The sequence below is a fragment of the Bradyrhizobium sp. LMTR 3 genome (assembly GCF_001693485.1).
GTDB lineage: Bacteria > Pseudomonadota > Alphaproteobacteria > Rhizobiales > Xanthobacteraceae > Bradyrhizobium.
Map to the genome: position 1 here is coordinate 222,058 of NZ_MAXC01000033.1, position 22,476 is coordinate 244,533.

27 protein-coding genes and 1 tRNA gene are annotated in these 22,476 nt (G+C 63.0%); 22 read left to right on the forward strand and 6 right to left on the reverse strand.

Going from position 1 to position 22,476, the window contains the following annotated elements:
* Positions 1-10 precede the first annotated feature (10 nt).
* The 8 genes from nrdR to LMTR3_RS21870 all read left to right on the forward strand — a co-directional run bounded on the left by nrdR (position 11) and on the right by LMTR3_RS21870 (position 7,252).
* Positions 11-493: a transcriptional regulator NrdR gene (gene nrdR, locus LMTR3_RS21835; protein ID WP_028345697.1), complete on the forward strand. Its 483-nt coding sequence runs from the start codon at positions 11-13 to the stop codon at positions 491-493.
* Positions 490-1,641 carry a bifunctional diaminohydroxyphosphoribosylaminopyrimidine deaminase/5-amino-6-(5-phosphoribosylamino)uracil reductase RibD gene (ribD, locus tag LMTR3_RS21840; protein WP_065747065.1) on the forward strand — a complete coding sequence of 384 codons (1,152 nt, stop codon included), beginning with the start codon at positions 490-492 and terminating at the stop codon, positions 1,639-1,641. Before nrdR ends, ribD begins: the two co-directional genes overlap by 4 nt.
* The gene (locus tag LMTR3_RS21845) at positions 1,641-2,249 is read left to right on the forward strand and encodes a riboflavin synthase (RefSeq protein ID WP_065747066.1); all 609 of its coding nucleotides are present in this window, start codon (positions 1,641-1,643) and stop codon (positions 2,247-2,249) included. Before ribD ends, LMTR3_RS21845 begins: the two co-directional genes overlap by 1 nt.
* A gap of 166 nt (positions 2,250-2,415) precedes the next feature.
* The gene (ribH, locus tag LMTR3_RS21850; protein ID WP_065747067.1) at positions 2,416-2,907 is read left to right on the forward strand and encodes a 6,7-dimethyl-8-ribityllumazine synthase; all 492 of its coding nucleotides are present in this window, start codon (positions 2,416-2,418) and stop codon (positions 2,905-2,907) included.
* A gap of 3 nt (positions 2,908-2,910) precedes the next feature.
* The gene (gene nusB / locus LMTR3_RS21855) at positions 2,911-3,402 is read left to right on the forward strand and encodes a transcription antitermination factor NusB (RefSeq protein ID WP_057845752.1); all 492 of its coding nucleotides are present in this window, start codon (positions 2,911-2,913) and stop codon (positions 3,400-3,402) included.
* Positions 3,395-4,387, forward strand: coding sequence for a thiamine-phosphate kinase (gene thiL / locus LMTR3_RS21860; protein WP_065747068.1), 993 nt, complete (start codon positions 3,395-3,397; stop codon positions 4,385-4,387). The genes nusB and thiL overlap by 8 nt, the downstream gene beginning before the upstream one ends.
* Positions 4,388-4,593: 206 nt before the next feature.
* Entirely contained in the window at positions 4,594-4,803 is a 210-nt protein-coding gene (locus LMTR3_RS21865; protein WP_028345703.1) for a cold-shock protein, read from the forward strand.
* 328 nt (positions 4,804-5,131) lie between these two features.
* Entirely contained in the window at positions 5,132-7,252 is a 2,121-nt protein-coding gene (locus tag LMTR3_RS21870) for a sodium-translocating pyrophosphatase (protein ID WP_065747069.1), read from the forward strand.
* 77 nt (positions 7,253-7,329) lie between these two features.
* Here the strand turns inward: LMTR3_RS21870 and LMTR3_RS21875 are convergent, their stop codons facing one another.
* Positions 7,330-8,178 (reverse strand): Bug family tripartite tricarboxylate transporter substrate binding protein, encoded by an 849-nt coding sequence (locus tag LMTR3_RS21875; protein ID WP_502686661.1) that lies wholly within the window; start codon positions 8,176-8,178, stop codon positions 7,330-7,332.
* Between the two features lie 272 nt (positions 8,179-8,450).
* A complete protein-coding gene (locus LMTR3_RS21880) occupies positions 8,451-8,927 on the reverse strand; it encodes an outer membrane protein assembly factor BamE (protein WP_502686662.1) in 477 nt (158 codons plus the stop codon).
* 116 nt (positions 8,928-9,043) lie between these two features.
* Here LMTR3_RS21880 and LMTR3_RS21885 point away from each other — a divergent pair, with 116 nt between their 5' ends.
* The 7 genes from LMTR3_RS21885 to LMTR3_RS21915 all read left to right on the forward strand — a co-directional run bounded on the left by LMTR3_RS21885 (position 9,044) and on the right by LMTR3_RS21915 (position 13,800).
* Complete coding sequence (locus LMTR3_RS21885; protein WP_065747071.1) at positions 9,044-9,595, forward strand: ubiquinol-cytochrome C chaperone family protein; 552 nt, start codon at positions 9,044-9,046, stop codon at positions 9,593-9,595.
* Entirely contained in the window at positions 9,592-10,176 is a 585-nt protein-coding gene (locus tag LMTR3_RS21890; protein WP_065747072.1) for a YceD family protein, read from the forward strand. Before LMTR3_RS21885 ends, LMTR3_RS21890 begins: the two co-directional genes overlap by 4 nt.
* Before the next feature lie 301 nt (positions 10,177-10,477).
* Entirely contained in the window at positions 10,478-11,533 is a 1,056-nt protein-coding gene (gene plsX / locus LMTR3_RS21895; RefSeq protein ID WP_065747073.1) for a phosphate acyltransferase PlsX, read from the forward strand.
* Positions 11,530-12,507, forward strand: a complete 978-nt coding sequence (locus LMTR3_RS21900) for a beta-ketoacyl-ACP synthase III (protein WP_065747074.1) — start codon at positions 11,530-11,532, stop codon at positions 12,505-12,507. Before plsX ends, LMTR3_RS21900 begins: the two co-directional genes overlap by 4 nt.
* 132 nt (positions 12,508-12,639) lie before the next feature.
* Positions 12,640-12,972 (forward strand): integration host factor subunit alpha, encoded by a 333-nt coding sequence (locus LMTR3_RS21905; protein WP_065747075.1) that lies wholly within the window; start codon positions 12,640-12,642, stop codon positions 12,970-12,972.
* A gap of 104 nt (positions 12,973-13,076) precedes the next feature.
* Complete coding sequence (locus LMTR3_RS21910; protein ID WP_065747076.1) at positions 13,077-13,631, forward strand: MerR family transcriptional regulator; 555 nt, start codon at positions 13,077-13,079, stop codon at positions 13,629-13,631.
* Positions 13,632-13,722: 91 nt separating this feature from the next.
* Positions 13,723-13,800: transfer RNA gene (locus LMTR3_RS21915), tRNA-Pro, on the forward strand.
* 32 nt (positions 13,801-13,832) lie between these two features.
* On the opposite strand, the gene LMTR3_RS39875 is transcribed toward LMTR3_RS21915, so the two are convergent.
* Positions 13,833-13,961 carry a hypothetical protein gene (locus tag LMTR3_RS39875; protein ID WP_283809317.1) on the reverse strand — a complete coding sequence of 43 codons (129 nt, stop codon included), beginning with the start codon at positions 13,959-13,961 and terminating at the stop codon, positions 13,833-13,835.
* A gap of 123 nt (positions 13,962-14,084) precedes the next feature.
* Here LMTR3_RS39875 and LMTR3_RS21920 point away from each other — a divergent pair, with 123 nt between their 5' ends.
* The 3 genes from LMTR3_RS21920 (at position 14,085) to LMTR3_RS21930 (ending at position 16,974) form a co-directional block, all read left to right on the forward strand.
* Positions 14,085-14,789, forward strand: a complete 705-nt coding sequence (locus LMTR3_RS21920) for a hypothetical protein (protein WP_065747077.1) — start codon at positions 14,085-14,087, stop codon at positions 14,787-14,789.
* A 159-nt stretch (positions 14,790-14,948) separates the two neighbouring features.
* Complete coding sequence (locus LMTR3_RS21925; protein ID WP_065747078.1) at positions 14,949-15,854, forward strand: dihydrodipicolinate synthase family protein; 906 nt, start codon at positions 14,949-14,951, stop codon at positions 15,852-15,854.
* 151 nt (positions 15,855-16,005) lie between these two features.
* Positions 16,006-16,974: an SDR family oxidoreductase gene (locus LMTR3_RS21930; RefSeq protein WP_065747079.1), complete on the forward strand. Its 969-nt coding sequence runs from the start codon at positions 16,006-16,008 to the stop codon at positions 16,972-16,974.
* Positions 16,975-17,032: 58 nt separating this feature from the next.
* Here LMTR3_RS21930 and LMTR3_RS21935 read toward each other — a convergent pair whose 3' ends face one another.
* Both LMTR3_RS21935 and LMTR3_RS21940 read right to left on the reverse strand, forming a co-directional pair.
* On the reverse strand, positions 17,033-17,521 hold the full coding sequence (locus LMTR3_RS21935; RefSeq protein WP_065747080.1) for a GcrA family cell cycle regulator: 489 nt from the start codon (positions 17,519-17,521) through the stop codon (positions 17,033-17,035).
* A 43-nt stretch (positions 17,522-17,564) separates the two neighbouring features.
* A complete protein-coding gene (locus LMTR3_RS21940; protein ID WP_065747081.1) occupies positions 17,565-17,765 on the reverse strand; it encodes a hypothetical protein in 201 nt (66 codons plus the stop codon).
* 260 nt (positions 17,766-18,025) lie between these two features.
* Here LMTR3_RS21940 and LMTR3_RS21945 point away from each other — a divergent pair, with 260 nt between their 5' ends.
* Positions 18,026-18,403 carry a GrlR family regulatory protein gene (locus LMTR3_RS21945; RefSeq protein ID WP_245319968.1) on the forward strand — a complete coding sequence of 126 codons (378 nt, stop codon included), beginning with the start codon at positions 18,026-18,028 and terminating at the stop codon, positions 18,401-18,403.
* A gap of 19 nt (positions 18,404-18,422) precedes the next feature.
* Here LMTR3_RS21945 and LMTR3_RS21950 read toward each other — a convergent pair whose 3' ends face one another.
* The gene (locus LMTR3_RS21950; protein ID WP_065747083.1) at positions 18,423-19,364 is read right to left on the reverse strand and encodes an acetamidase/formamidase family protein; all 942 of its coding nucleotides are present in this window, start codon (positions 19,362-19,364) and stop codon (positions 18,423-18,425) included.
* A gap of 66 nt (positions 19,365-19,430) precedes the next feature.
* Here LMTR3_RS21950 and LMTR3_RS21955 point away from each other — a divergent pair, with 66 nt between their 5' ends.
* The 3 genes from LMTR3_RS21955 (at position 19,431) to LMTR3_RS21965 (ending at position 22,392) form a co-directional block, all read left to right on the forward strand.
* Positions 19,431-20,231 (forward strand): YdcF family protein, encoded by an 801-nt coding sequence (locus tag LMTR3_RS21955; RefSeq protein ID WP_084029753.1) that lies wholly within the window; start codon positions 19,431-19,433, stop codon positions 20,229-20,231.
* Positions 20,232-20,303: 72 nt separating this feature from the next.
* Complete coding sequence (locus tag LMTR3_RS21960; protein ID WP_065747084.1) at positions 20,304-21,089, forward strand: DUF169 domain-containing protein; 786 nt, start codon at positions 20,304-20,306, stop codon at positions 21,087-21,089.
* 124 nt (positions 21,090-21,213) lie between these two features.
* Positions 21,214-22,392 carry a saccharopine dehydrogenase family protein gene (locus LMTR3_RS21965; protein WP_065747085.1) on the forward strand — a complete coding sequence of 393 codons (1,179 nt, stop codon included), beginning with the start codon at positions 21,214-21,216 and terminating at the stop codon, positions 22,390-22,392.
* The last annotated feature ends 84 nt before the right edge of the window (positions 22,393-22,476 follow it).

Genomic DNA, 22,476 nt, shown 5'->3' on the forward strand with positions numbered 1-22,476 from the left:
GTCCCGTTGGATGCGTTGTCCTAGCTGCAACAGTCTCGATACGCAGGTGAAGGATTCGCGTCCGACCGAGGACTCGGCCGTGATCCGACGGCGGCGGGTATGCATTGCCTGCAACTTTCGCTTCACCACCTTCGAGCGGGTGCAGTTGCGCGAACTGACGGTCATCAAGCGCAACGGGCGCCGGGTGCCGTTCGACCGCGACAAGCTGGTCCGCTCGTTGCAGATCAGTCTGCGCAAGCGCCCGGTCGACCCTGAGCGGGTCGAGAAGATGGTTTCAGCCATCGTGCGCGAACTCGAGAGCGGCGGCGAGGCGGAGGTTTCCTCGGAGGCGATCGGCGAGATCGTGATGGAGCATCTGCGCCAGCTCGACGACGTCGCCTATGTGCGCTTCGCCTCCGTCTATCGCAATTTCCGCGAGGCCAAGGATTTTGAGACCGTGCTCGGCGAGCTCTCGGGCGAGGACGAAGCGCGGATCGCCACGTTGCGCAAATGATCTTCCGCATCCTGGAAGACCAGTACGGGCAGAAGATCAGGGAGTCCAAAGCGGCTGACCAGCGCTTCATGCAGCTTGCGCTGTCGCTCGGCCGGCGCGGGCTCGGGCGCACTTGGTCCAACCCGGCCGTCGGGGCAGTCGTCGTGAAGGATGGCGTCATCATCGGGCGCGGCTGGACGCAACCGGGCGGGCGACCGCATGCCGAGCCGGAAGCCTTGAGGCGTGCCGGCGAGGCGGCGCGGGGCGCGACGCTGTATGTGACGCTAGAGCCCTGTTCGCATTTCGGCAAGTCGCCGCCTTGCGTCGACGCCGTGATCGCCTCCGGCATCGCGCGCGTGGTGTCGGCGATCGAGGATCCCAATCCCGAGGTGGCCGGGCAGGGACATGCAAAGCTCCGCGCGGCCGGGATATCAGTCGATGTCGGACTCGGTGCCCAGGAAGCCGAGCGCGATCACGCCGGCCATTTCCGCCGCGTCCGCGACAAGCGCCCGCATGTGATCCTGAAACTCGCCGTCTCCGCCGACGACAAGATAGCTGCCGCCGGCCACAAGCCCGTTGCGATTACGGGCGAGGCCGCGAGAACGCGGGTGCATCTGTTGCGCGCGCAATGCGACGCCATCCTGGTTGGCATCGGCACCGTGCTGGCGGACGATCCACTGCTGACCTGCCGCCTGTCCGGCATGGAAGCACGGTCGCCGGTACGGGTGGTGCTGGATCGCGCGCTGCGCATTCCCGGCACAAGTAAGCTGGTTCAGTCCGCGCGGCAGACGCCGCTCTGGGTGATGACCTCAGATTTTGCCGAGGCGCCGGCCGCCGTGAAGCTCGGTGCGGCAGGCGCGCAGGTGATACGCGTTGCGGCTACCGCGGAGCCGCCGTGGCTGGATCTATCGGCGGTGCTTCACGCGCTGTCCGACAAGGGCATCACAAGGCTGATGGTCGAAGGCGGATCGCGGGTGGCGACGTCCTTCGTCGCGAGCGGCTTGGTCGATGAAATCTGGCTGTTGCGCGGTCCTGATAAAGTCGGCGCTGACGGCATTCCCGCGCTGGACGCATTGCCGCTGTCGGCAATCACCGGGTCGCCCGCGTTCAGGGCACGTGCTAGCGAACTACTCGGTAAAGATACCCTGACTGTTTACGAGCGCGCTTAATGTTTACTGGAATTGTCACCGACATCGGCGAAATCGTCGCCCTCACGCCAACGGCGCAGGGGCAGTTGCACCGCATGCGGATCGCTTGCCGCTACGACCGGACGACCATCGCCGACGGGGCCTCTATTGCCTGCAACGGCGTCTGCCTGACGGTGGTGGCTTCCGGCGTCGAAGGCGGCAAGACCTGGTTCGACGTCGATGCCGCCGCGGAAACGCTCGGCATGACCACGGCAAAGCATTGGGCGAAGGGAACCAGACTCAATCTCGAGCGTGCGCTGAAGATCGGCGACGAACTCGGCGGTCATATCGTCGCCGGCCACGCGGACGGCATCGCCTCCATCGTCAGGCGCGACGATCTGCCCGATATGGCCCGGTTCGACCTGCGCACCACGCGAGAGCTGGCGCGGTTCATCGCGGCCAAGGGTTCGGTGACGCTGGATGGTGTGTCGCTGACCGTGAATACGGTCGAGGATGTCACATTTTCGGTGTTGATTATCCCGCACACGCTCAACGTCACCACGCTTGGCGGCTGGGCAGCAGGCAGCGAGGTCAATATCGAGGTCGACCTGATGGCACGCTATGCGGCGCGGCTGTCGGAAATGAAGTGACGGGCGAAAGCCCGTCATTCCGGGGCGCGAAGCGAACCCGGAATCTCGAGATTCCGGGTCTGGTCCTTACGGACCATCCCGGAATGACGATGTCTGAGTTCGCGCTTGGCTTAACCACCCGCGGCGACTACATAACGCGCCGGTAGAAGAGTGAATGGATTAAACGATGGCAGACGCACGGCGCGCACCGCTGAAAGACCAGACCGACATCACAGGCGCGCGCGCGCTGATCGTGGAGGCGCGGTTTTATGACGACATCCAGGACGCGCTGCTGGAAGGTGCCGTCGCCGAGCTGAAGGCCGCGGGCGTGACGCATGACGTCATCACCGTGCCAGGCGCCTTGGAAATTCCGGCCGCGATCGCGATCGCGCTCGATGCCGCCGAGCGGAACGGCAAGCCCTATGACGCGGCGATTGCGCTCGGCTGTGTGGTGCGCGGTGACACCATCCATTTCGAGATCGTCTCGATCGAATCCTCCCGCGCCCTGATGGACCTTGCGGTCGCGCGAAAGGTGCCGCTCGGCAACGGCATCATCACCGTCAATACCGAGGCGCAGGCCTGGGCGAGGGCGCGCGCCAGCGAGTTGAACAAGGGCGGCGACGCCGCGCGCGCGGCGCTGGCGATGCTGCGGATCAAACGCCGGCTGGCAAAGGCTTAGGCGATGGCAGAGAAGAAGCCCGCCAAAACTCCCGACAAGAAAGCCAACCGCCGTGGCGCGGCGCGGCTCGCTGCCGTGCAGGCGCTGTACCAGATGGACATCGCGGGCGCTGGCATCAACGACATCTTCGCCGAGTTCGAAAGCCACTGGCTCGGCAACGAGGTCGAGGGCGAGAAATACCTGCCGGCGGAAGCTGCGTTCTTCCGCGACGTGGTGTCGGGCGTGGTCCGCGATCAGGCAAGGCTCGATCCTCTGATCGACGACGCGCTGCAGAAGGGCTGGCCGTTGAAGCGGATCGACGCGATCTTGCGCGCGGTGCTGCGCGCCGGCTCCTACGAGCTCGAGCATCGCAAGGACGTGCCGGGCCGCGTGGTCGTCTCAGAATATGTCGACGTCGCCCATGCCTTTGTCGAAAAGGACGAGACCGGCATGGTCAACGCCGTGCTCGATCAGATCGCGCGCCAGTTCCGCGCCGACGAGTTCACGCGTGGCTAGCGGCAAACCAGTGTCCGGCGAGGACCGGCTGATCGCGCGCTATTTCCGCCCGCTTGCGACCGACCCCGGCGCCCTCCGTCTCGACGACGATGCTGCGGCGCTGAAGCCGTCCGGCGATGACATCGTGGTGACGACGGATGCGATCGTCGAGGGCGTGCATTTCCTGCCCGATGATCCTCCCGATGCGGTCGCACGCAAGGCACTGCGGGTGAATCTCAGCGATCTCGCCGCGAAGGGAGCAACGCCGGCCGGCTTTGTCCTGACGCTGGCGCTTCGCAGTGCGGATGAGGGTTGGCTAAAACCGTTCGTGGCGGCGCTGGGCGAGGACATCGGACAGTTCGCATGCCCGCTGTTCGGCGGCGATACGGTGTCGACGCCGGGGCCGCTGATGGTTTCGGTGACTGCATTCGGCCGCGTGCCGCCGGGCAGAATGGTCCATCGCAGCGGTGCCAAACCCGGCGAGCGCGTGATGGTGACGGGCACGATCGGAGACGCGGTGCTGGGGCTGGCCATCCTCCGCGGGGGAAAGGTGCATGCCGCCGCCGATACAGCCGCGCGGGAGATGCTGGTCGGGCGCTATCGCGTCCCGCAGCCGCGCGTGGCAATGGCCGAGATCGTTCGCGAATACGCCAGTGCTTCGATGGACATATCGGATGGCTTGGCCGGCGACCTGACAAAGCTCTGCGGCGTGTCGGGCGTATCCGCCGTGGTCGATCTGGAGCAGGTGCCGTTGTCCGGCGCAGCGCGGGGGTTGGTGTCGCGCGGCGTTGTCGGACTGGAAACATTGATCGTCGGTGGCGACGATTACGAAATCCTCTGCACGATTCCGGAAGAGCGTGTTGAAGCCTTCGAAGCTGCCGCGGGGCGCGCAGGGGTTGCGCCTAGTTCCATCGGAACGATCGTCGCGGGGAGTTCAGTTCCGAAGTTCGTCGACAAAGCGGGCAAGGAAATCGTGCTGGAACGGCTGTCCTACAGCCATTTTTGAAGGCGTCGCAGCATGCCGTCGGCTTTATTTCCTGCCGGCCATTGCAATTTCGCTGAAAACCTATAGGTTGTGGCGCATTCGATTACCGCCGTGCCTTTTTGAACGCGCCCCACGGGGCTTCTTTCCAGAGACATCGTCGAGATTGGATTTGAATCCGTGCGATCGCCGCGCGGAATGAAAAGCCTATGTGCTTTGGAGAAGAGAAAATGGCTACGGGAACAGTGAAGTGGTTCAATGGTCAGAAGGGTTTCGGTTTCATTGAGCCGAGCGATGGCAGCAAGGATGTGTTCGTGCACATCTCCGCCGTCGAGCGCGCCGGCCTTGGCGGGCTGGCCGAAGGTCAGAAGGTTCAGTTCGAACTCAAGACCGACAAGATGCGGGGCAAGGTAAGCGCGGAAAACCTGTCGCTGGTCTAAGGCCTCGAAACGGTCGTTTCACGGATGTACTGGAATGGCTAGTGAGCCCGCTCGATTCCCTTGGGATTGAGTGGGCTCTTGTATTTTGGGCCGGGCCGAATGCCCGACGCCGCCGGGGCGCCAGTTGGCTGGACGTATTCCGGGTGACACCTTTCAAAAATCGACGGTTTTCGCCCTCCGTGACATTGCGCCGGAAGGGCGATTTTGGCATGGTCCCGCCCGATTTGAGGCCGCCCTTCTGGGCAGGGAAGGCCTCCTTTTTATGCGTCCGCCGCTACCCGCGGTGACGGCGCGGGGGTGGAACGAACAAAAAACTGAGGCAAATTCAATGACAGCATTGTGGGTGATTGTGCTCTGCGGAGCGCTTTCGATTGTCTACGCCATCTGGGCCACGTCTTCCGTTCTGAAATCGGACGCCGGCAATCCGCGCATGCAGGAAATCGCGGCGGCCGTCGCCGAAGGCGCGCAGGCCTATCTGCGCCGCCAGTACATGACGATCGCCATGGTCGGCGTCGTGATCTTCGCGCTGCTGGCCTACTTCCTCGGCATGCTGGTTGCGATCGGCTTCCTGATCGGCGCGGTGCTGTCGGGCGCTGCCGGCTTCATCGGCATGAACGTCTCGGTTCGCGCCAACGTGCGCACCGCCCAGGCGGCGACCACGTCGCTGGCCGGCGGCCTCGAACTGGCCTTCAAGGCGGGTGCGATCACCGGTCTTCTGGTGGCGGGTCTCGCGTTGCTCGGCGTCACCATCTACTTCGCCTATCTCACCCAGTTCATGGGGTTGAAGGCCAACGATCGCGTCGTCGTCGACGCGCTGGTAGCGCTCGGCTTCGGCGCCTCGCTGATCTCGATCTTCGCCCGTCTCGGCGGCGGCATCTTCACCAAGGGCGCCGACGTCGGCGGCGACCTCGTCGGCAAGGTCGAAGCCGGTATTCCCGAAGACGATCCGCGCAACCCGGCGACCATCGCCGACAACGTCGGCGACAATGTCGGCGACTGCGCCGGCATGGCGGCCGACCTGTTCGAGACCTATGCGGTGACCGCGGTCGCCACCATGGTGCTCGCCGCGATCTTCTTCGCGACCTCGCCGCTGCTGGTGAACATGATGACCCTGCCGCTCGCTATCGGCGGCATCTGCATCATCACCTCGATCATCGGCACGTTTTTCGTCAAGCTCGGCGCCAGCCAGTCGATCATGGGGGCCTTGTACAAGGGCCTGATTGCCACCGGCGTGCTGTCGCTGCTCGGCGTCGCAGCCGTCATCCACTGGCTGATCGGTTTCGGCGAGCTGGCGGGCGTGAAGTACACGGGCATGGCGCTGTTCCAATGCGGCGTCATCGGTCTCGCCGTCACCGGCCTGATCATCTGGATCACCGAATACTATACCGGTACCGATTATCGTCCGGTGAAGTCGATCGCCTCTTCCTCGGTCACGGGCCACGGCACCAACGTGATCCAGGGTCTGGCGATCTCGATGGAAGCGACTGCGATGCCCGCCATCGTCATCATCGCCGGCATTCTCATCACCTACAGCCTTGCCGGCCTGTTCGGCATCGCGATTGCGACCACGACGATGCTGGCGCTGGCCGGCATGATCGTCGCGCTCGACGCTTTCGGTCCGGTTACAGACAACGCCGGCGGCATTGCCGAAATGGCGGGCCTTCCGAAGGAGGTCCGCAAGTCGACCGACGCGCTGGATGCGGTCGGCAACACCACCAAGGCGGTCACCAAGGGCTACGCGATCGGCTCGGCCGGCCTCGGCGCGCTGGTGCTGTTCGCAGCCTACAATGAAGACCTCAAGTTCTTCATCGCCAACGCTCCGAAGCATCCGTACTTCCAGGGCGTGCTGCCCGACTTCTCGCTCAACAATCCCTACGTGGTGGTTGGTCTGCTGTTCGGTGGCCTGCTGCCGTATCTGTTCGGCGCAATGGGCATGACCGCGGTCGGCCGTGCGGCCGGCGCGATCGTCGAGGAAGTGCGGCGCCAGTTCCGCGAAAAGCCCGGCATCATGCAGGGCACCGACAAGCCGGATTACGGCAAGGCGGTTGACCTGCTGACCAAGGCTGCGATCAAGGAAATGATCATTCCGTCGCTGCTGCCGGTGCTGTCGCCGATCTTCGTCTACTTCGCGATCTACGCGATCGCGGGTGGCGGCGCGGCCGGCAAGTCGGCGGCGTTCTCCGCCGTCGGCGCCATGCTGCTCGGCGTGATCGTGACCGGCCTGTTCGTCGCGATCTCGATGACCTCAGGGGGCGGCGCCTGGGACAACGCCAAGAAGTACATCGAGGACGGCCACTTCGGCGGCAAGGGATCGGACGCCCACAAGGCCGCCGTGACCGGTGACACCGTCGGCGATCCCTACAAGGATACGGCGGGTCCCGCGGTCAACCCGATGATCAAGATCACCAACATCGTGGCGCTGCTGCTGCTGGCGATCCTGGCGCACTGATCCGGCGAATAGCTGATCGAACAAGAAACCCCGCGGTACGAGCCGCGGGGTTTTGATTTGGACGAGACGTCTGGCGCTCAGCCCGCGTCCATCTGCAGGCCTTCGCGCTTGATGATGTCGCCGAACTTCGTCGTCTCCGCCTGGAGGAAGTCGGAATACTGCTGCGGCGTCCCGTAATCGGTGCGTGCGCCGATCTTGGCCATCTGGTCCTTGATGTCATCGCGCTCCAGGAACACCTTGATCTCCTTGTTGAGCGCGTCGAGGACAGGGGCGGGCACACTCTTCGGCAGGAAAATGCCGAACCAGGACGAGACGTCGAACTTTGCAAGCTCCGGTGCGCTCTCGCGCATGGTGGGAATGGTGGGCGCCAGCGCGTTGCGCTCCGGCGTCGTCACCGCCAGCGCATTGAGCTTGCCGTCCAGAACCTGCGGCAGCGTCGGATAGAGATTGTCGAACAGGATCTGGATATCGCCGGCAAGCGCAGCCTGCAGCGCCGGGCCGGCGCCGCGGAACGGCACGTGGACCATCTTCAGGCCGGTCAATTGCAGGAACCAGGCGCCGGTAAGGTGGGGGCTCTGCCCAACGCCGGACGAGGCATAGGTGAGTTTGTCCGGATTTGCCCTGATATAGGCAATCAGGTCCGCGATCGACTTGATCGGCACCGACGGATGCGCCGATACGATGTTTGGAATTCGGATCAGGTTGGAAACCGGCTGCAGCTGATCCGCTTTGTAAGGCATGTTGCGGAAAATGCTGTAGGCGATCGCATTGGGGCCGGGATTGCCGACTAGGATGGTGTGTCCGTCACCCTTGCTGCGCACGGCTTCGGCGGTGCCGATGGTGCCGCCACCGCCGGAGCGGTTTTCCACGACCGCGGACTGGCCCCACGCCTTCTGCAGATGTGCCGCCAGCAAGCGTCCCATCACATCCGTGGTGCCTCCTGGTGCCGCCGGCACAATGAGGCGAACGTTTTCGGTCGGCCGCCAGTCGGCGCCTAGACTCGACCGCGGCAAGATTGCTGCTGCCGAAACCGCTGCGGCACCGGTCAACACGCGGCGGCGAGAAAAAACTCTAATCGTCACAAGTTCACTCCCTGTTGTTAAATCGTTGTACGCAGCGCCGTAGTAGGCAGCGTACGCGCGCAGGGCAAGCGTGTGATTTAGCTCAGGTTTTCCGTCTCGCGGAAAGCAGCCAATCGCTAGTTGAAGCTGAGCAACTTGAACAGCGGCGTCAGATAGCTGAGCTCCTGGCCGGACGTCGGCGTGGTGCGGCTGATGAAGTCGAAGATCTTGCCGTCTTGCAATCCGTAATTGGCAAGCCGCTGCACCTGGCGGTTCTTGTCGAAATAGATCGCTATCACGCGCTGGTCCACGACCTGCTGGTTCATGAAAGCGACTTTGCGCTCGGAGCGCTGCGAGATGTAGTAAAACACCTCGCCGTTCAAGGTCGCGACCGTGGATGGCGTTCCCATCACGATCAGCACCTGGTCCTGGCTGGCGCCGATCGGAATCTGCTCCAGCGCGTTGGGCGGCAGGATGTAGCCCTTCTGGAACTGCTCGCCGGTGCATCCGGCGAGTGCGGCGCAGACCAGTGCAACGGCTGCGGCAGCGCGAAAACCGCGCCGGCGCGCGGTCATGCGGCGCGGCGAGGACACGCGGGCGCTCAGGTGGCTCATTTCGGTCATCTCAGGAATTCGCCCGTCCTCTTGCATCGCGCGGTGCGTTGACGTACCGGGCAGCACGCTTGATTGCAACATGCGCGGCCCGGGAGGGCTCGCTTGCGGAACCCACAATGCTTTGGCCGTTCAATCACTTCAGGAAACCCCGGACGCCGCTGCGCGGCACCATCGAGGCCATCTATGGCATGATCGTGACGCAGGCGCGAGAACCGTTGTTTTATCGGGACTTTGGGGTTCCGGACACGGTTAACGGCCGTTTTGACCTGCTTCTCCTGCACTTGTGGCTGGTCCTGCGACGGCTGAAGTCGGTGGAGGGCGGCACGACGCTATCGCAGGGGCTGTTCGACCATTTTTGCAACGATATGGACGATAATCTGCGCGAGATGGGGGTCGGAGACCTCACGGTGCCGAAGCGCATGCAGGCCTTCGGCGAAGCCTTCTATGGCCGGACCGCGGCCTATGACCTTGCGCTGACCGAGGGCCGCGAGGCACTGGCGCAGGCGATGTGCAAGAATATCCTGAATGGCGAGAACATCGAAAAGGCCCGACTGCTGGCCGCCTACGCCGAGGCGGCAATGACGGGCCTCGACAGCCTCGACGAGGCGACGCTGGTAAGCGGCCGGGGCAAGTTTCCCTCGCCGGAGAAAGCAGGCGCGCAGCAATGAGCAAGACTGGCACAGAGAAGCCCGACCCGTGGCGTGTTCCCGTTGCGGTGGCGCAGATCCCCGAGACGGGCCTCCATCGCGACATCGAGGCCGATCAGGCCATCCGCAAAGCCGTGGCCGACACGGGCGGCTTGCGCGAGGTGCTATCGGCGCAGGCTTCCTTCGACGTGACGCCGAAGAGCGGCAGCCGCTTCCATGTGGCCGGCCATGTGCGGGCGCGGATCGGGCAGACCTGCGTGGTGACGCTGGAAGAGATCGAGAACGAGATCGACGAGCCGATCGACCTGATATTCGCTCCGCCCGAGCAGATCCCGCAGATGGCCGCGCTGGTCGATGACGCCGAGGAAAGCGACGAGGAAACGCCCGATCCGCCCGAGCCGATCGAGAACGGCACGATCGATCTCGGCAGGGTCGCCACCGATGCATTGTATCTCGCGGTCGATCCATATCCGCGCAAACCCGGCGCCGTATTCGAGCCGATGGTCGAAGCTGCCGATCCCGAGGATCACCCGTTCGCAGCGCTCAAGGCGTTGAAGGCAGCGCCGAAGAAATCCGGCACCAGGAAGCCCAAAGGCAAGTAGCCGGTGGCCAAAGTAGTCCATGAGGCCGCATTCGGTTTGATGTAGCTGCACCACCTCGCCAGGAATCCTCAATAAGGTATTGAATTATCTGAATATATTTCTTATTCTCGATTTCGGGCCACACCGCTTCGCTTTTGCCAAAAGAGCGTGGTCAAGAGGTTGTGTCGGGCCGGGGACACGCTATTGTCGCGGCCCGGCGGAGGTGCGGTATAGCGTTTCGCCGAGCACCGCCTAACGGTGCCATTCCAGTGCGCGGCCGGCGTCTACGAGGGCCGCAAGAGATCAGGTTTCCGGGACGTTCATGCCGCAAAAGGTTCGAATCGCGCTTGACGCCATGGGTGGCGATGTCGGCGCAGCGGTCGTCATTCCCGGCGCCGCCATCTCGCTGAAACGGCATCCCGACAGCGAATTTCTGCTCTATGGCGACAGCAAGCAGATCGACGCAGAATTGGCGAAATACCCCACATTGAAGGTGGCTTCGCGCGTTATCCATACCGACGTGGCCATCAGCAATGACGACAAGTTGAGCCAGGCGCTGCGGCGAGGCCGCAAGACCTCCTCGATGTGGCTTGCGATCGACGCGGTGAAGCGGGGCGAGGCCGATGTCGCGGTTTCCGCGGGCAACACCGGTGCGCTGATGGCGATGGCGCGGCTCCACTTGCGCACGCTGCCCGGCATCGACCGCCCGGCGATCGCAGCCCTGTGGCCGACCGTGCGCGGTGATACCGTCGTGCTCGATCTCGGCGCGTCTATCGGCGGCGATGCACACCACCTCGTGGCGCTCGCAGAGATGGGCAGCGCGATGGCGAGCGTCCTGTTCAGTATCGAGCGGCCGACCGTAGGGCTGCTCAATATCGGCCGGGAAGAGATGAAGGGACATGAAGAAATCCGCGAGGCGGCGGAGCGATTGCGAGCGATGAACCTGCCGCAGCTCAACTATGTCGGTTTCGTTGAGAGCGACGATATCGGCAGAGGGGTGGCCGACGTGGTCGTGACCGAAGGCTTTTCCGGCAATATCGCGCTGAAGGCAGCCGAGGGGACCGCACGGCAGATGTCGGAATTCCTGCGCAACGCCCTGTCGCAAAACTGGCTGAGACGCATCGGCTATCTGCTTGCCCGCGGCGCCTTTCAGGCGCTGCGTGACAAAATGGACCCGAACAAAGGCAATGGTGGTGTGCTGCTTGGATTGAAAGGCGTGGTTGTCAAAAGCCACGGCGGAACCAACGCCGAAGGCTTTGCCTACGCAGTCGATGTTGGCTATGAGATGGTCCGCTGCGATCTCCTCACCAAGATCAATCAGATGATAAATAGCGACGGCAGTGCGCTGGCACCGACCGCGCAGGAGGCTGTCTCGTGACTGCGAAACGTTCGGTGGTGCTGGGCTGCGGCTCTTACCTGCCGCAGAAGGTGCTGACCAATGCCGAACTGGCGGCCCGAATCGACACTTCGGATGAGTGGATCGTGCAGCGTACCGGCATTCGGGAGCGCCACATCGCGGCCGAAGGCGAGTTCACCTCGCACCTGGCGATCAACGCCGCGCGCGCGGCGCTGGAACATGCCGGTCTCGACGCTCAGGCGATCGACCTGATCGTGCTCGCGACCTCGACGCCGGACAACACCTTTCCGGCCACCGCGGTTGCAGTCCAGAACGGGCTCGGTATCCATCATGGCGCCGCCTTCGATCTGCAGGCGGTGTGTTCCGGCTTCGTCTTCGCGCTCGCCACCGCCGACAATTTCCTGCGCTCCGGCGCCTACAAGCGCGCACTGGTGATCGGAGCGGAGACGTTTTCGCGCATTCTCGACTGGAACGACCGCGGCACCTGCGTGCTGTTCGGCGATGGAGCCGGCGCGGTCGTCCTGGAGGCGCAGGATCAGCCGGGCTTGCCTTCCGATCACGGCGTGCTCACGACGCATCTGCGTTCAGACGGCCGGCACCAGTCGAAGCTGTTCGTGGACGGCGGCCCTTCCACGACGCAGACCGTCGGTCATCTCCGGATGGAGGGCCGCGAAGTGTTCAAGCACGCGGTCGGCATGATCACGGACGTCATCGTGGACGCCTTCAATGCGACCGGGACGACCGCCGAGGACATCGACTGGTTCATCCCGCATCAGGCCAACAAGCGAATCATCGATGCTTCGGCGCATAAGCTTCATATTGCGCCGCAAAAGGTGGTGTTGACCGTCGATTTGCACGGCAACACGTCGGCTGCGTCGATCCCGCTGGCGCTCGGCGTCGCCGTCAAGGACGGGCGCGTGAAGAAAGGCGATCTGGTGCTGTTCGAAGCCATGGGTGGCGGTTTCACCTGGGGTTCCGCGCTGGTGCGCTGGTAGACGTGGCGTAAAAGTACTGTCTAAAATTGTAGTGCGGTTCCATGCTTCTGCATGATGGTCTCTGTTGACCATTGCGTGCTAACCTCATAATTTCAGGGAATAAATTTGTTCGCCGAGAGTGCGGGGCAGGCGATGACCACCGGGACCGGAAAAACAGTCACACGTGTCGATTTGTGCGAGGCGGTCTACCAGAAGGTGGGCCTGTCGCGGACGGAATCTTCAGCGTTTGTCGAACTCGTTCTGAAAGAGATCACCGATTGCCTGGAGAAGGGCGAGACGGTGAAGCTGTCGTCGTTCGGCTCCTTCATGGTGCGCAAGAAGGGTCAGCGTATCGGACGTAATCCGAAGACCGGTACTGAAGTGCCGATCTCGCCGCGTCGCGTGATGGTGTTCAAGCCATCGGCGATCCTTAAGCAGCGGATCAACGGTCACGCGCCCGGCAACGGCGAAAGCAAGACCGACTGACAAGACCGATTAACAAGATGGACTAGCGAGATCGATTAGCACGGCTGCGTAGCAAGGCGAGTACCGCGTCTTCACCAACGAATAAAGTTGAGAGGAGCTGGCACTTGGACAAGGCGCCGGATGCGTTCCGCACCATCAGCGAAGTCGCTGAAGAACTCGACATTCCCCAGCACGTGCTGCGGTTCTGGGAGACGCGGTTTGCCCAGATCAAGCCGATGAAGCGAAGCGGCGGGCGGCGCTACTACCGCCCGGACGATGTCGATCTGCTGAAGGGCATCCGCCGTCTGCTATACGGCGAGGGCTATACGATCCGCGGCGTGCAGCGGATCCTCAAAGAGCACGGCATCAAATCGGTGCAGGGCCTTGCCGACCAGACCTCGGCGGTCACCTTCGGCGCCGTCGAGGAAGCGATCGGCCTCAGCCTGCAGGAGCCCGATGAGGGCGAGATCCCGACCGTCGCAGCCGACGACGAGGACTTCGAGACCGAAGAGAAGGAAATCGACTACCGCTTTGTCGACACCGACGACGACGGCATTTTGCTGCCGTTTGCGAGGACCAAGCCGGGGCCGTCGGACGCCGACCGCGAGCGCCTGGAGCGGGTGCTGCAGGACCTCATCGCCTGCAAGCAATTGCTGGACAACGCGCTGAAGGACGGCTGAGCGGGCGGACGGAACTGGCGGTCTACCCGGCCGCAATGGGGCCGCTCTCCTGCCTTGCGCCGGGCGCTGATCGCAGCTAATGGAACGGCATCGGAGCGTGGCGCAGCCCGGTTAGCGCACTAGTCTGGGAGACTAGGGGTCGGAGGTTCAAATCCTCTCGCTCCGACCATTCATTTTCACGGATAGTGATTTTGATCGCTGCTAGATGCCGAAAACCCAGACGGCAACAATGGCCCCCAGCACGGCTACTCCGCTAACTGTCCAGCCCGTCAAATAGGCCGCATCATCCGTTTCCGGTCGATCGACCATGGTATCGCGCCACTGGGTCACGGCGGCCTCCTGTTCATTTTATTTGTACTGCCTCCGGTATGTAGGTCGCTGCCGCGGGCTCAAGGTTCAAGCTACGCGGGCCGTGAATATTTCCCCGCAGCTTTCATGACCCAACCAAGCTCTATGCCTGCGCTGTCCTGGTCCCAGGGGGAATTGCCCGACGTGCGCCGCAACACCCTCAACGGGCCGGAGACGCGCGGCGTCGTGGACATCCTTGTGGTCGGCGGGTGGATCTGGGCGCCCAAAATATCGAATCTGGTGCAAAGCCTGTTCTCGGGCGGACCTAGTGTTTCAATGTTCGCCGACACCAATCGTATCGGCCGGCCGGAAACCGCGCCGGTCGTGCGAAGCTGTATCTTCAAAGCGATGGACCTCGGTCCGGACGCCAACAAGATGGAGTCGAGCGCGGCGTACTTCGTCCTGAAGGCCGGCAGCATGCAGGCGAACGTTTCCGCCATGCTTGGCAAGTCAGACCGCTGGTCCGAAAACCGGACAGTTAATCTGGCCAACACATGGGGACAATTGGCGAGTTGCATCTACGCGCTGGACGATCGCGAACTCTGCGATCCCGACAACCGCGCAGCGGCAGTAGAGGCCACCATGAAGTTCTTTGCCTACGCGAAGCAGACCGGCGCATCCGCAGGCAAGCCGGCGATATCATCGCTACGGTACGCTTGTGGGCGCCGATTTCGACAGTCTTGCACCGGCCGAAATAGTGCAAGTCATGCGCGGCGAGCAAGCAACCCGCGACATCTGCAAGCGCTGACCCGAGACGGTCAGCCCGCAATGTGTGAAGGGCGCGCCCTGCACGCGCCCGCAGTGCGTTGATCCGCGGTTGAGACCAAGCGCATGTGCAAGACGCGGCGTTTCCGCTACTCTGCCGTGCCAATTCCGCAACTGGATCGCCGTTCCGTCCTTGGGTACGCTTGGTTTTGCGAAAGCGGGGAATACGCCCGCACGCAACGGATGGAAACGCGAGGGCAGCCCATGAAAGCACGTCCGACCGGCGTGATACCGCCGATGACGACGCCGTTCCGGAAAGACGGCGAGATCGATTTCAAACTCGTTGCATCGCAGGTCGACTGGCTGATCGCGGCCGGCAGCCACGGCATGGCGGCCGGCGGTTCGACCGGGGAGGGGCATACGCTCGATCACGAGGAGTATCGTGATCTGGTGGCGGCGACGGTGGAGGCCGCGAAAGGGCGCGCGCCCGTGATCGCCGGCATCATCGTCGATTCCACCCGCGATGCGATCCGGCGCGGCAAGCTGGTGCGCGACATGGATGTTGCAGCGCTTCAGGTGACGCCGGTGCACTACCTGTTCAAGCCGGACGAGCAGGCGATGGTCGACCATTTCCGCCGCATGGCCGATGAAATCGGCATGCCGATCATCATCTACAACGTCGTGCCCTGGTCCTATCTGTCGCCAGCGCTGCTGACGCGGATCATGAAAGAGGTGCCGCTCGTCATCGGCGTCAAGCAGAGCGCGGGTGATCTGAAACTGTTTGCCGACCTCATGATGATGGCGCCGGACAAATTGATCTACAGTGCCGTCGATGCGCTGATGTATCCGTCCTATACGCTCGGCGCGCATGGTTCGATCGCGGCGATCCTGAGCGCCGCGCCGCATGCTTCCGTCGAACTCTGGAATGTGGTCAAGGCAGGCAACCACACTCGCGCGCTCGAGCTGCACAAGAAACTGCTGACGCTGTGGAACGCGATCGTCTCGGACAATCTGCCGGCATGCACGCGCTATGCGCAGTCCCTGCAGGGCCTGCCGACGACATTCTCCCGCGCGCCGATGCCAGACGCATCGTCCGCGCAGCAGGCCGCGATCCGGAAGGCGCTGGAGGGATTGGGCGCGCTCGGCGGCTCGCGCGAGGCAGCAGAGTAATTCCGCTGCGCGAAAACGCCCTGTAAGACAATCGAGCCGCCCGTCTCGCGGACGGCTTTACCGGCAGCTCCCACCTGTTACTGTCGTTCCGCACGGGCTCCATGCCATGAGGGCTCCAACTCAAAAATTGAAAACCGAGGTAAGCGTCTCAATGAAGGATTTTGCCGGAAAGTTCGCCGTCATCACCGGGGGCGGCACGGGCATGGGCCGCGAGCTCGCGCGTCAGCTCGCGGCCGAAGGCTGCAATGTCGCAATGTGCGACGTCTCGCCGGAAGCGATGGCCGAGACCAAGCGGTTGTGCGAGGCGGAGAGGCTGCCGCAGGGCCTGCGCGTCACCACCCACGTCGCCGATGTTTCGATCGAGGCGCATCTCCAGCGCTTTCGTGACGAACTGATCGAGCAGCAGGCGACCGACAGGATCCATCTGTTGTTCAACAATGCCGGCATCGGCGGCGGTGGCAGCCTGTTCACCAACACGCGCGAGCAGTGGGAGCGCACCTTCAACATCTGCTGGGGCGGCGTCTATCTCGGCGTCCGCACTTTTCTGCCGCTTATGATCAAGGCCGAGGAGGCCCACATCATCAACACATCGAGTGTCAACGGGTTCTGGGCATCCGTGGGCCTGGGTGCCTCGCACACAGCCTACAGCGCCGCCAAGTTCGCAGTGAAAGGCTTCACCGAGGCGTTGATGACGGACCTGCGGCTCAACGCCCCGCACATCAAATGCTCTGTCGTGATGCCCGGGCATATCGGCACTTCGATCGTTTCCAATTCGCGCAAGATCCAGAGCGGATCGGAATCCGATGAACTCAGCCCGAACGAAATTTTGGCGACGCGGCAGCGCCTGAAGGGCATGGGCATCGACACCGAGCCGATGTCGGATGACGACATCCAGAAGATCGCACTCGACCGCGCCCGCACTTTCCGTGAGGAGGCGCCGACCACGGCGGCGGCTGCGGCAAAAATCATCCTCGACGGCGTCAAGGCCGAACGCTGGCGGATTCTCGTCGGCGACGATGCCCACAAGCTCGACGAGCGGGTGCGGCAGGCCCCGGAGAAGGCCTACACGCCGGAGTTCTACAAGAGCTTTACGGAAGAGGTCGGCTGGCGGCTCGGGTAGGGCTGGTCGGCTCTGATTGAAGCAGAACCGACGCTTCTCTTTTGTTAGAGCGTATTCTTCATGCGAACCCGTTGCCTGATCCTCGCGAGACGCGTTGACGCGAACCAGGGCGGTAGGCGAGGCGCGTGTGGCCCGAGCAATAGGGCATGCCTTCCACCGGCGTATTGCCGCAAAAGCAGAAGTCCTCTGCTCCTGGTGTGCTGATCGGCCAGCGGCACCTTTCGTTGCTGAGTTCGAGCAGCGAGCAGCGCTGGTTGCTGGCGATTGGCTCTTCCTGGATCGGCTGCGGGTTTTCGTAAACGGCCTGCAGTATTTGATATTGCAACCGGGGAATGGATTTCCGCGAACGCTCCCTGGCAACCTTGGTCGGACGCGGTTCGGCAGGGGCGGGGCCGCGCGTCAATTGCAGGCGCGAGAGTTTGCCGATCACGGCGTTACGGCTGACGCCGATGCTGGCCGCGATCTCGCGGCAGGTGAGGCCGGCCTCAAAATGACTCTTCAGGAGTTCGACGCGATCGGTGGTCCAGGTCGGTACATTCGTAAGCATTTTCTCGGTTCCACGTTCTGTGAAAACCGCCGCGCTGCTCCCGTCAGGACGCCTTGCCGTTGTCGCGGATTGCAAGCAGCCCATCCTTGATGGCGAGCCGAATGCCTTCCTCGATCAGGGTCCTTGCAACGCCGGGAACACTAGTGCCGTGGGTGCCCTGTCTCACCAATTTTTCCATATAAGCGATGGTCGAGAGCGCCAAGGTCACGGGAACGCGGTCGGTTTCGGCTTTTTCTGTAGCCATGGGGAACGCTAACTTTTAAACGCTGTACTGAAAAGTTACTATTTCGACTCTATTTAGTTTTACACACATGAGTCAAACGACTTGTGGATAGCTCTCTATCCATTTGAAAAAACGTATTAAAAGTAGAAGCGGGGTTTGTGGATTAACCAAAACGCCCGTGACACGCAGCGCGCGGCAGTCTTAACGGCGGTTACAGGCGCGGCGAAACGATCCAGCCGTGTGTGTCATTTCCCCATTGCTTCGCGCTGCAGGGAATGCCGATGATGCCCTGGGATGGCGGCAAGGGCGCAATGACAGTAACGAACGGTCTCTACACCATTCATATCGAGATGACGGACGGCGGTCATGGCCGCGCGCACGGCGTGATTGTGCTGCGCGACGGCAAGATCGCCGGCGGTGACTCGTATTTCTATTACACGGGTTCATACACCGCGGATCGCGGCAAGTGGCGCGGTGAACTGATCACCAACGAGCACACGAAATCGGCAGGCAGCCTGCCGCTGTTCGGCGGGCGAGAAGTCACTTGCGGCTTCAGCGGGTCGTACGCCGCCGACGGCGCGCAAGTGCAGGGGACCGCGTTGGTCGGAAAGACCAGCGTATTGTTCTACGCGCGGCTGAAGCTGCGCTCTCCTTTTTGAAGAGGCGCAAGTCGTCCGATCAGCCGTGCACGACCGCCTTCGCGATCATGCAGTGAATGCCCTTGGAGCCGTTCACGGTTTGCGTCACGCGCAAATCGGCGGCGAGGCTGCAGAGCGTGTAGGCATCCTCGCGCGACAGATTGCGCTTCTCGCCGAGCAGCACGATCATGTCGCGCAGCGCCCGCACCACGCATTGATCGAGATCGGGGTCCATCGCCATCGTCATGTAATGGTCAGGCGTTTCCGCGCGGGGATAGGCGAGCCGCAGGTCCTTGCGCAGCGTCAGACGGAAGCGGCCCTGCAGCGCGGTCTCGATCGCGGTGACGCAGACTTCGCCATCGCCCTGCACGCCGTGGCCATCGCCGCAGGAGAACAGCGCGCCCGGCACGAACACCGGCAGGTACAACTTGGCGCCGGCGCCCAGCTCCTTGTTGTCGAGATTGCCGCCCATCGCGCGCGGGATCAGCGAGGTGATGCGGCCCCAGGCGGACGGCGGCGCCACGCCCATCACGCCGAAAAACGGCTTAAGCGGCAGATCGAGCCCCCACGGCATCCGTCCCACCATCCGCTCGCGGTCGAGCGGAATGTTCAGGATCCGCGTTTCGTGAAAATCGTCGGGTAGCGTCCCCGCCAGCGGACGGATCAGGTTGTATCCCCAGTCCTGCCGGAGCAGGACGTCGAGAATATCGACCTCCAGCACGTCGCCGGGCTCGGCCCCCTCCACGGCGACCGGGCCGGTGAGAATATGGCCCGGCAGCATCCGCTCGCTTCGCGCGTGAATATCGGCAAGCTCGGGAGGAACGTGAAACTTGCTGCGATCAGGCACCACGTCCGGGCCGCCCGTCACGGTGTCGATGGTGACTTCGTCGCCGCTGGCAATGGTCATGACGGGCGTCAATTTGGCTTCGAAGAAGCCCCAGTGGCAGGTTTCGGGGCTGGAATGCAGGTGATGATGGGGCATGCGGAGGCTTTTGGTTGCTGCAATGGCGTCGTATGACGCTGTACCAGACATTATCAGAGGCTTCCCTTGTTTTTTGTCCTCTCCAAGACGCTCGGCTTTCTGCTGTTGCCGACGAATCTGCTGATCGGCGTAGGCTTCGTCGGTGCCATCCTGATGTTCACCCGCTTTGCATCGCTCGGCCGCAAACTGGTGATCGCAGCCGTTCTGCTGCTTGTCATCTGCGGACTGTCGCCGCTCGGGAACCTGCTGCTCTATCCGCTGGAGCAGCGCTTTCCGCCATGGGACGGTGCGCGCGGCGCGCCTGATGGCATCATCGTGCTCGGCGCATCGATCGAAGCCGATCTCTCCGTCGCGCACGGCACGCCGGTGGTGCGCAGTTCGCCCGATCGCCTGATCGCGGCTGCCGCGCTGGCGCACCGCTACCCGAAGGCTCGCATTGTTTTCTCAGGCGGCAGCGCGAGACTGATTTCGAACGACGCCAGGGAAGCCGATTTCGCTGGCGCCATCTTCGAAAGCCTCGGCATCGACAAGTCGCGGCTGATCATGGAACGGGGTTCCCGCAACACGCAGGAGAACGCGGAATTCTCCAAGGCGCTGCTTGCGCCCAAGCAAGGCGAGCGCTGGCTCTTGGTGACCTCGGCCTTCCATATGCCGCGGTCGGTCGGCCTGTTCCGGAAGGCAGGATTTGCGGTCGAGCCCTATCCTGTCGACTGGCGGGTTGGCCGAGGCGGCGACGTATTTGATTTCACCAATATTGCGATCGATGGACTAGGACGAACCGACCTCGCGCTGCGCGAATGGATGGGCCTGATCGCTTACCGCGCCACCGGCAAGATCGACGAGGTGTTGCCGGGTCCGGCAAAGTAGCAGCCGGCAGCCAGCCGGGCTACAATCGAAGGACAGGCGCCGGCTAAGCGCGCCGATTTGGGAGTTGACGCCATGCAACAGCAGACGCCGCCGGAAGCGTTCGATTTGGCCGGCATGGTGGCCGACCTGAACAGCCTGCTACGGCTGAAGACGACCGTGATCGGCATCAAGATGTTTGCCAGCGTCGAGGAGATGACGGCGATTCCAAAAATCCGGCGTCCCTCGGCGGTGCATACCACCGATCAGATCGTCAGCATGGCTTCGCGGCTCGGCTGGACCGTCGGCATCACCGGCGACGATCTGGTCGGCGCGCAATGCCGTGCGGTGATCGGGCTTGCGCCGCAGGATGAGAAGTGGCTCGCGGGGGAAAACTACGTCGGCGTCTGGCATGGCACCGCCGAAGATGCACGCAAGCGTCAGGAAGCGCTCGACGTGGTGCCCTTCGGCCAGTACCAGGCGATGGCGGTGAGCCCGCTCACCAGCGGCCGGCTCAATCCGCCGGATATCTGCCTGGTCTACGCCACGCCCGGCCAGATGATCATTCTGATCAACGGCCTGCAATATACCGGTTACAAGAAATTCGAATGGGGCGTGGTCGGCGAGACCGCCTGCGCGGATTCCTGGGGCAGGGCGCTGAAGACCGGCGAGCCGTCGCTCTCGCTGCCCTGCTTTGCGGAACGGCGTTATGGCGGCGTGCCCGACGAAGAGATGCTGATCGCGCTCAAGCCGGAACATCTTGCCAAGGCCATCGTAGGCATGAAGCAGCTCGCGAAGAATGGCCTGCGCTATCCGATCGCGCCCTATGGGATCCAAGCTGATGTCCGCGCCGGGATGGGCGTGTCCTATCCGAAGAAATAGGCTTGCGAAAGCCAGAGGAAACCGTCATTGCGAGCGGAGCGAAGCAATCCATGCCGTCCAAGCGGAGCAGTGGATTGCTTCGTCGCTTCGCTCCTCGCAATGACGAGCCTTAGGGAAATCGAACATGTCTTCGTCGAAATTCGACATCGTCGTCTATGGCGCCACCGGTTTCACCGGCCAGCTCGTCGCCGAATATCTCGCCGAGCATTACAAAGGTGACGCCAGCCTCAAGTGGGCGATGGCCGGCCGCAGCAAGGACAAGCTCGCTTCCGTCCGTGACGCTATTGGTGCGCCGGCCGACACGCCGTTGATCGTCGCCGATGCGGCTGATCCTGCGTCGGTGAAGGCGATGGTTGGCCGGGCGAAATGCGTGATCAGCACGGTCGGCCCGTACCAGCTCTACGGCAATGACCTGATCGCAGCCTGCGTGGAGGCAGGCACCGATTATTTCGATCTCTGTGGCGAGCCGATCTGGATGCGGCAGATGATCGACAAGCACGAGGCCGCGGCGAAGGCGAGCGGCGCGCGGCTCGTGTTTTCCTGCGGCTTCGACTCCGTACCGTTCGAGCTCGGCGCATTCTTCGTGCAGGAGGAGGCCAAGCGCGTGTTCGGCGCGCCGGCATCGCGCGTCAAGGGTCGCGTGCGCGACATGCGCGGTACGCTTTCCGGCGGCACAGCAGCAAGCGCCAAAGCGACCTTCGATGCAGTCGCCAAGGATCTCAGCCTTGTGGTCATCCTCAACGATCCATTTGCGCTGACGCCCGGCTTCACCGGTCCAAAACAGCCGCGGGGCAACAAGCCCGCCTATGAGGAAGACATGCAATCCTGGGCCGCGCCGTTCATGATGGCCTTGATCAACACGCGCAACGTCCACCGTTCCAACATGCTGATGGGATTCCCGTACGGCCGCGAATTCATCTATGACGAAATGGTGCTGACCGGCCCCGGCGAGAAGGGCGAGGCCAATGCCAAGCTCGTGATGGCGGCCAATACCGAAAAGACCGGCCCGAATGCGCCAAAGCCCGGCGAGGGTCCTTCAAAGGAAGAGCGCGAGAACGGGCTCTATGATCTCCTGTACGTCGCGATCGCGCCCGACGGCCGACAGGTCCGCGCCGCGGTAAAGGGCGATCGCGATCCCGGCTACGGCTCCACCTCGAAGATGATCTCCGAATGCGCGATCTGCCTGCTGCGCGACGCGCCCGATGTGCCGGCCGGATTCTGGACGCCGGGCGCAGCGATGCAGCACAAGCTGATCAAGCGATTGGTTGATCACGCGGGGCTGACCTTTACGGTGGAGAAGTAGCCGCAGATCGTAGGGTGGGCAAAGCGAAGCGTGCCCACCATTAAGAGCGAGCAAGATCATGGTGGGCACGGCGCTTGCGCACCT

Excerpts from the sequence above, each read along its gene's own strand:
- nrdR (WP_028345697.1), top strand. The coding sequence starts at position 11 with ATGCGTTGTCCTAGCTGCAACAGTCTCGATACGCAGGTGAAGGATTCG.
- ribD (WP_065747065.1), top strand. The coding sequence starts at position 490 with ATGATCTTCCGCATCCTGGAAGACCAGTACGGGCAGAAGATCAGGGAG.
- LMTR3_RS21845 (WP_065747066.1), top strand. The coding sequence starts at position 1,641 with ATGTTTACTGGAATTGTCACCGACATCGGCGAAATCGTCGCCCTCACG.
- ribH (WP_065747067.1), top strand. The coding sequence starts at position 2,416 with ATGGCAGACGCACGGCGCGCACCGCTGAAAGACCAGACCGACATCACA.
- nusB (WP_057845752.1), top strand. The coding sequence starts at position 2,911 with ATGGCAGAGAAGAAGCCCGCCAAAACTCCCGACAAGAAAGCCAACCGC.
- LMTR3_RS21865 (WP_028345703.1), top strand. The coding sequence starts at position 4,594 with ATGGCTACGGGAACAGTGAAGTGGTTCAATGGTCAGAAGGGTTTCGGT.
- LMTR3_RS21870 (WP_065747069.1), top strand. The coding sequence starts at position 5,132 with ATGACAGCATTGTGGGTGATTGTGCTCTGCGGAGCGCTTTCGATTGTC.
- LMTR3_RS21880 (WP_502686662.1), bottom strand. The coding sequence starts at position 8,927 with ATGAGCCACCTGAGCGCCCGCGTGTCCTCGCCGCGCCGCATGACCGCG.
- LMTR3_RS21885 (WP_065747071.1), top strand. The coding sequence starts at position 9,044 with ATGCTTTGGCCGTTCAATCACTTCAGGAAACCCCGGACGCCGCTGCGC.
- LMTR3_RS21890 (WP_065747072.1), top strand. The coding sequence starts at position 9,592 with ATGAGCAAGACTGGCACAGAGAAGCCCGACCCGTGGCGTGTTCCCGTT.
- plsX (WP_065747073.1), top strand. The coding sequence starts at position 10,478 with ATGCCGCAAAAGGTTCGAATCGCGCTTGACGCCATGGGTGGCGATGTC.
- LMTR3_RS21905 (WP_065747075.1), top strand. The coding sequence starts at position 12,640 with ATGACCACCGGGACCGGAAAAACAGTCACACGTGTCGATTTGTGCGAG.
- LMTR3_RS21920 (WP_065747077.1), top strand. The coding sequence starts at position 14,085 with ATGCCTGCGCTGTCCTGGTCCCAGGGGGAATTGCCCGACGTGCGCCGC.
- LMTR3_RS21925 (WP_065747078.1), top strand. The coding sequence starts at position 14,949 with ATGAAAGCACGTCCGACCGGCGTGATACCGCCGATGACGACGCCGTTC.
- LMTR3_RS21930 (WP_065747079.1), top strand. The coding sequence starts at position 16,006 with ATGAAGGATTTTGCCGGAAAGTTCGCCGTCATCACCGGGGGCGGCACG.
- LMTR3_RS21935 (WP_065747080.1), bottom strand. The coding sequence starts at position 17,521 with ATGCTTACGAATGTACCGACCTGGACCACCGATCGCGTCGAACTCCTG.
- LMTR3_RS21940 (WP_065747081.1), bottom strand. The coding sequence starts at position 17,765 with ATGGCTACAGAAAAAGCCGAAACCGACCGCGTTCCCGTGACCTTGGCG.
- LMTR3_RS21945 (WP_245319968.1), top strand. The coding sequence starts at position 18,026 with ATGATGCCCTGGGATGGCGGCAAGGGCGCAATGACAGTAACGAACGGT.
- LMTR3_RS21950 (WP_065747083.1), bottom strand. The coding sequence starts at position 19,364 with ATGCCCCATCATCACCTGCATTCCAGCCCCGAAACCTGCCACTGGGGC.
- LMTR3_RS21960 (WP_065747084.1), top strand. The coding sequence starts at position 20,304 with ATGCAACAGCAGACGCCGCCGGAAGCGTTCGATTTGGCCGGCATGGTG.
- LMTR3_RS21965 (WP_065747085.1), top strand. The coding sequence starts at position 21,214 with ATGTCTTCGTCGAAATTCGACATCGTCGTCTATGGCGCCACCGGTTTC.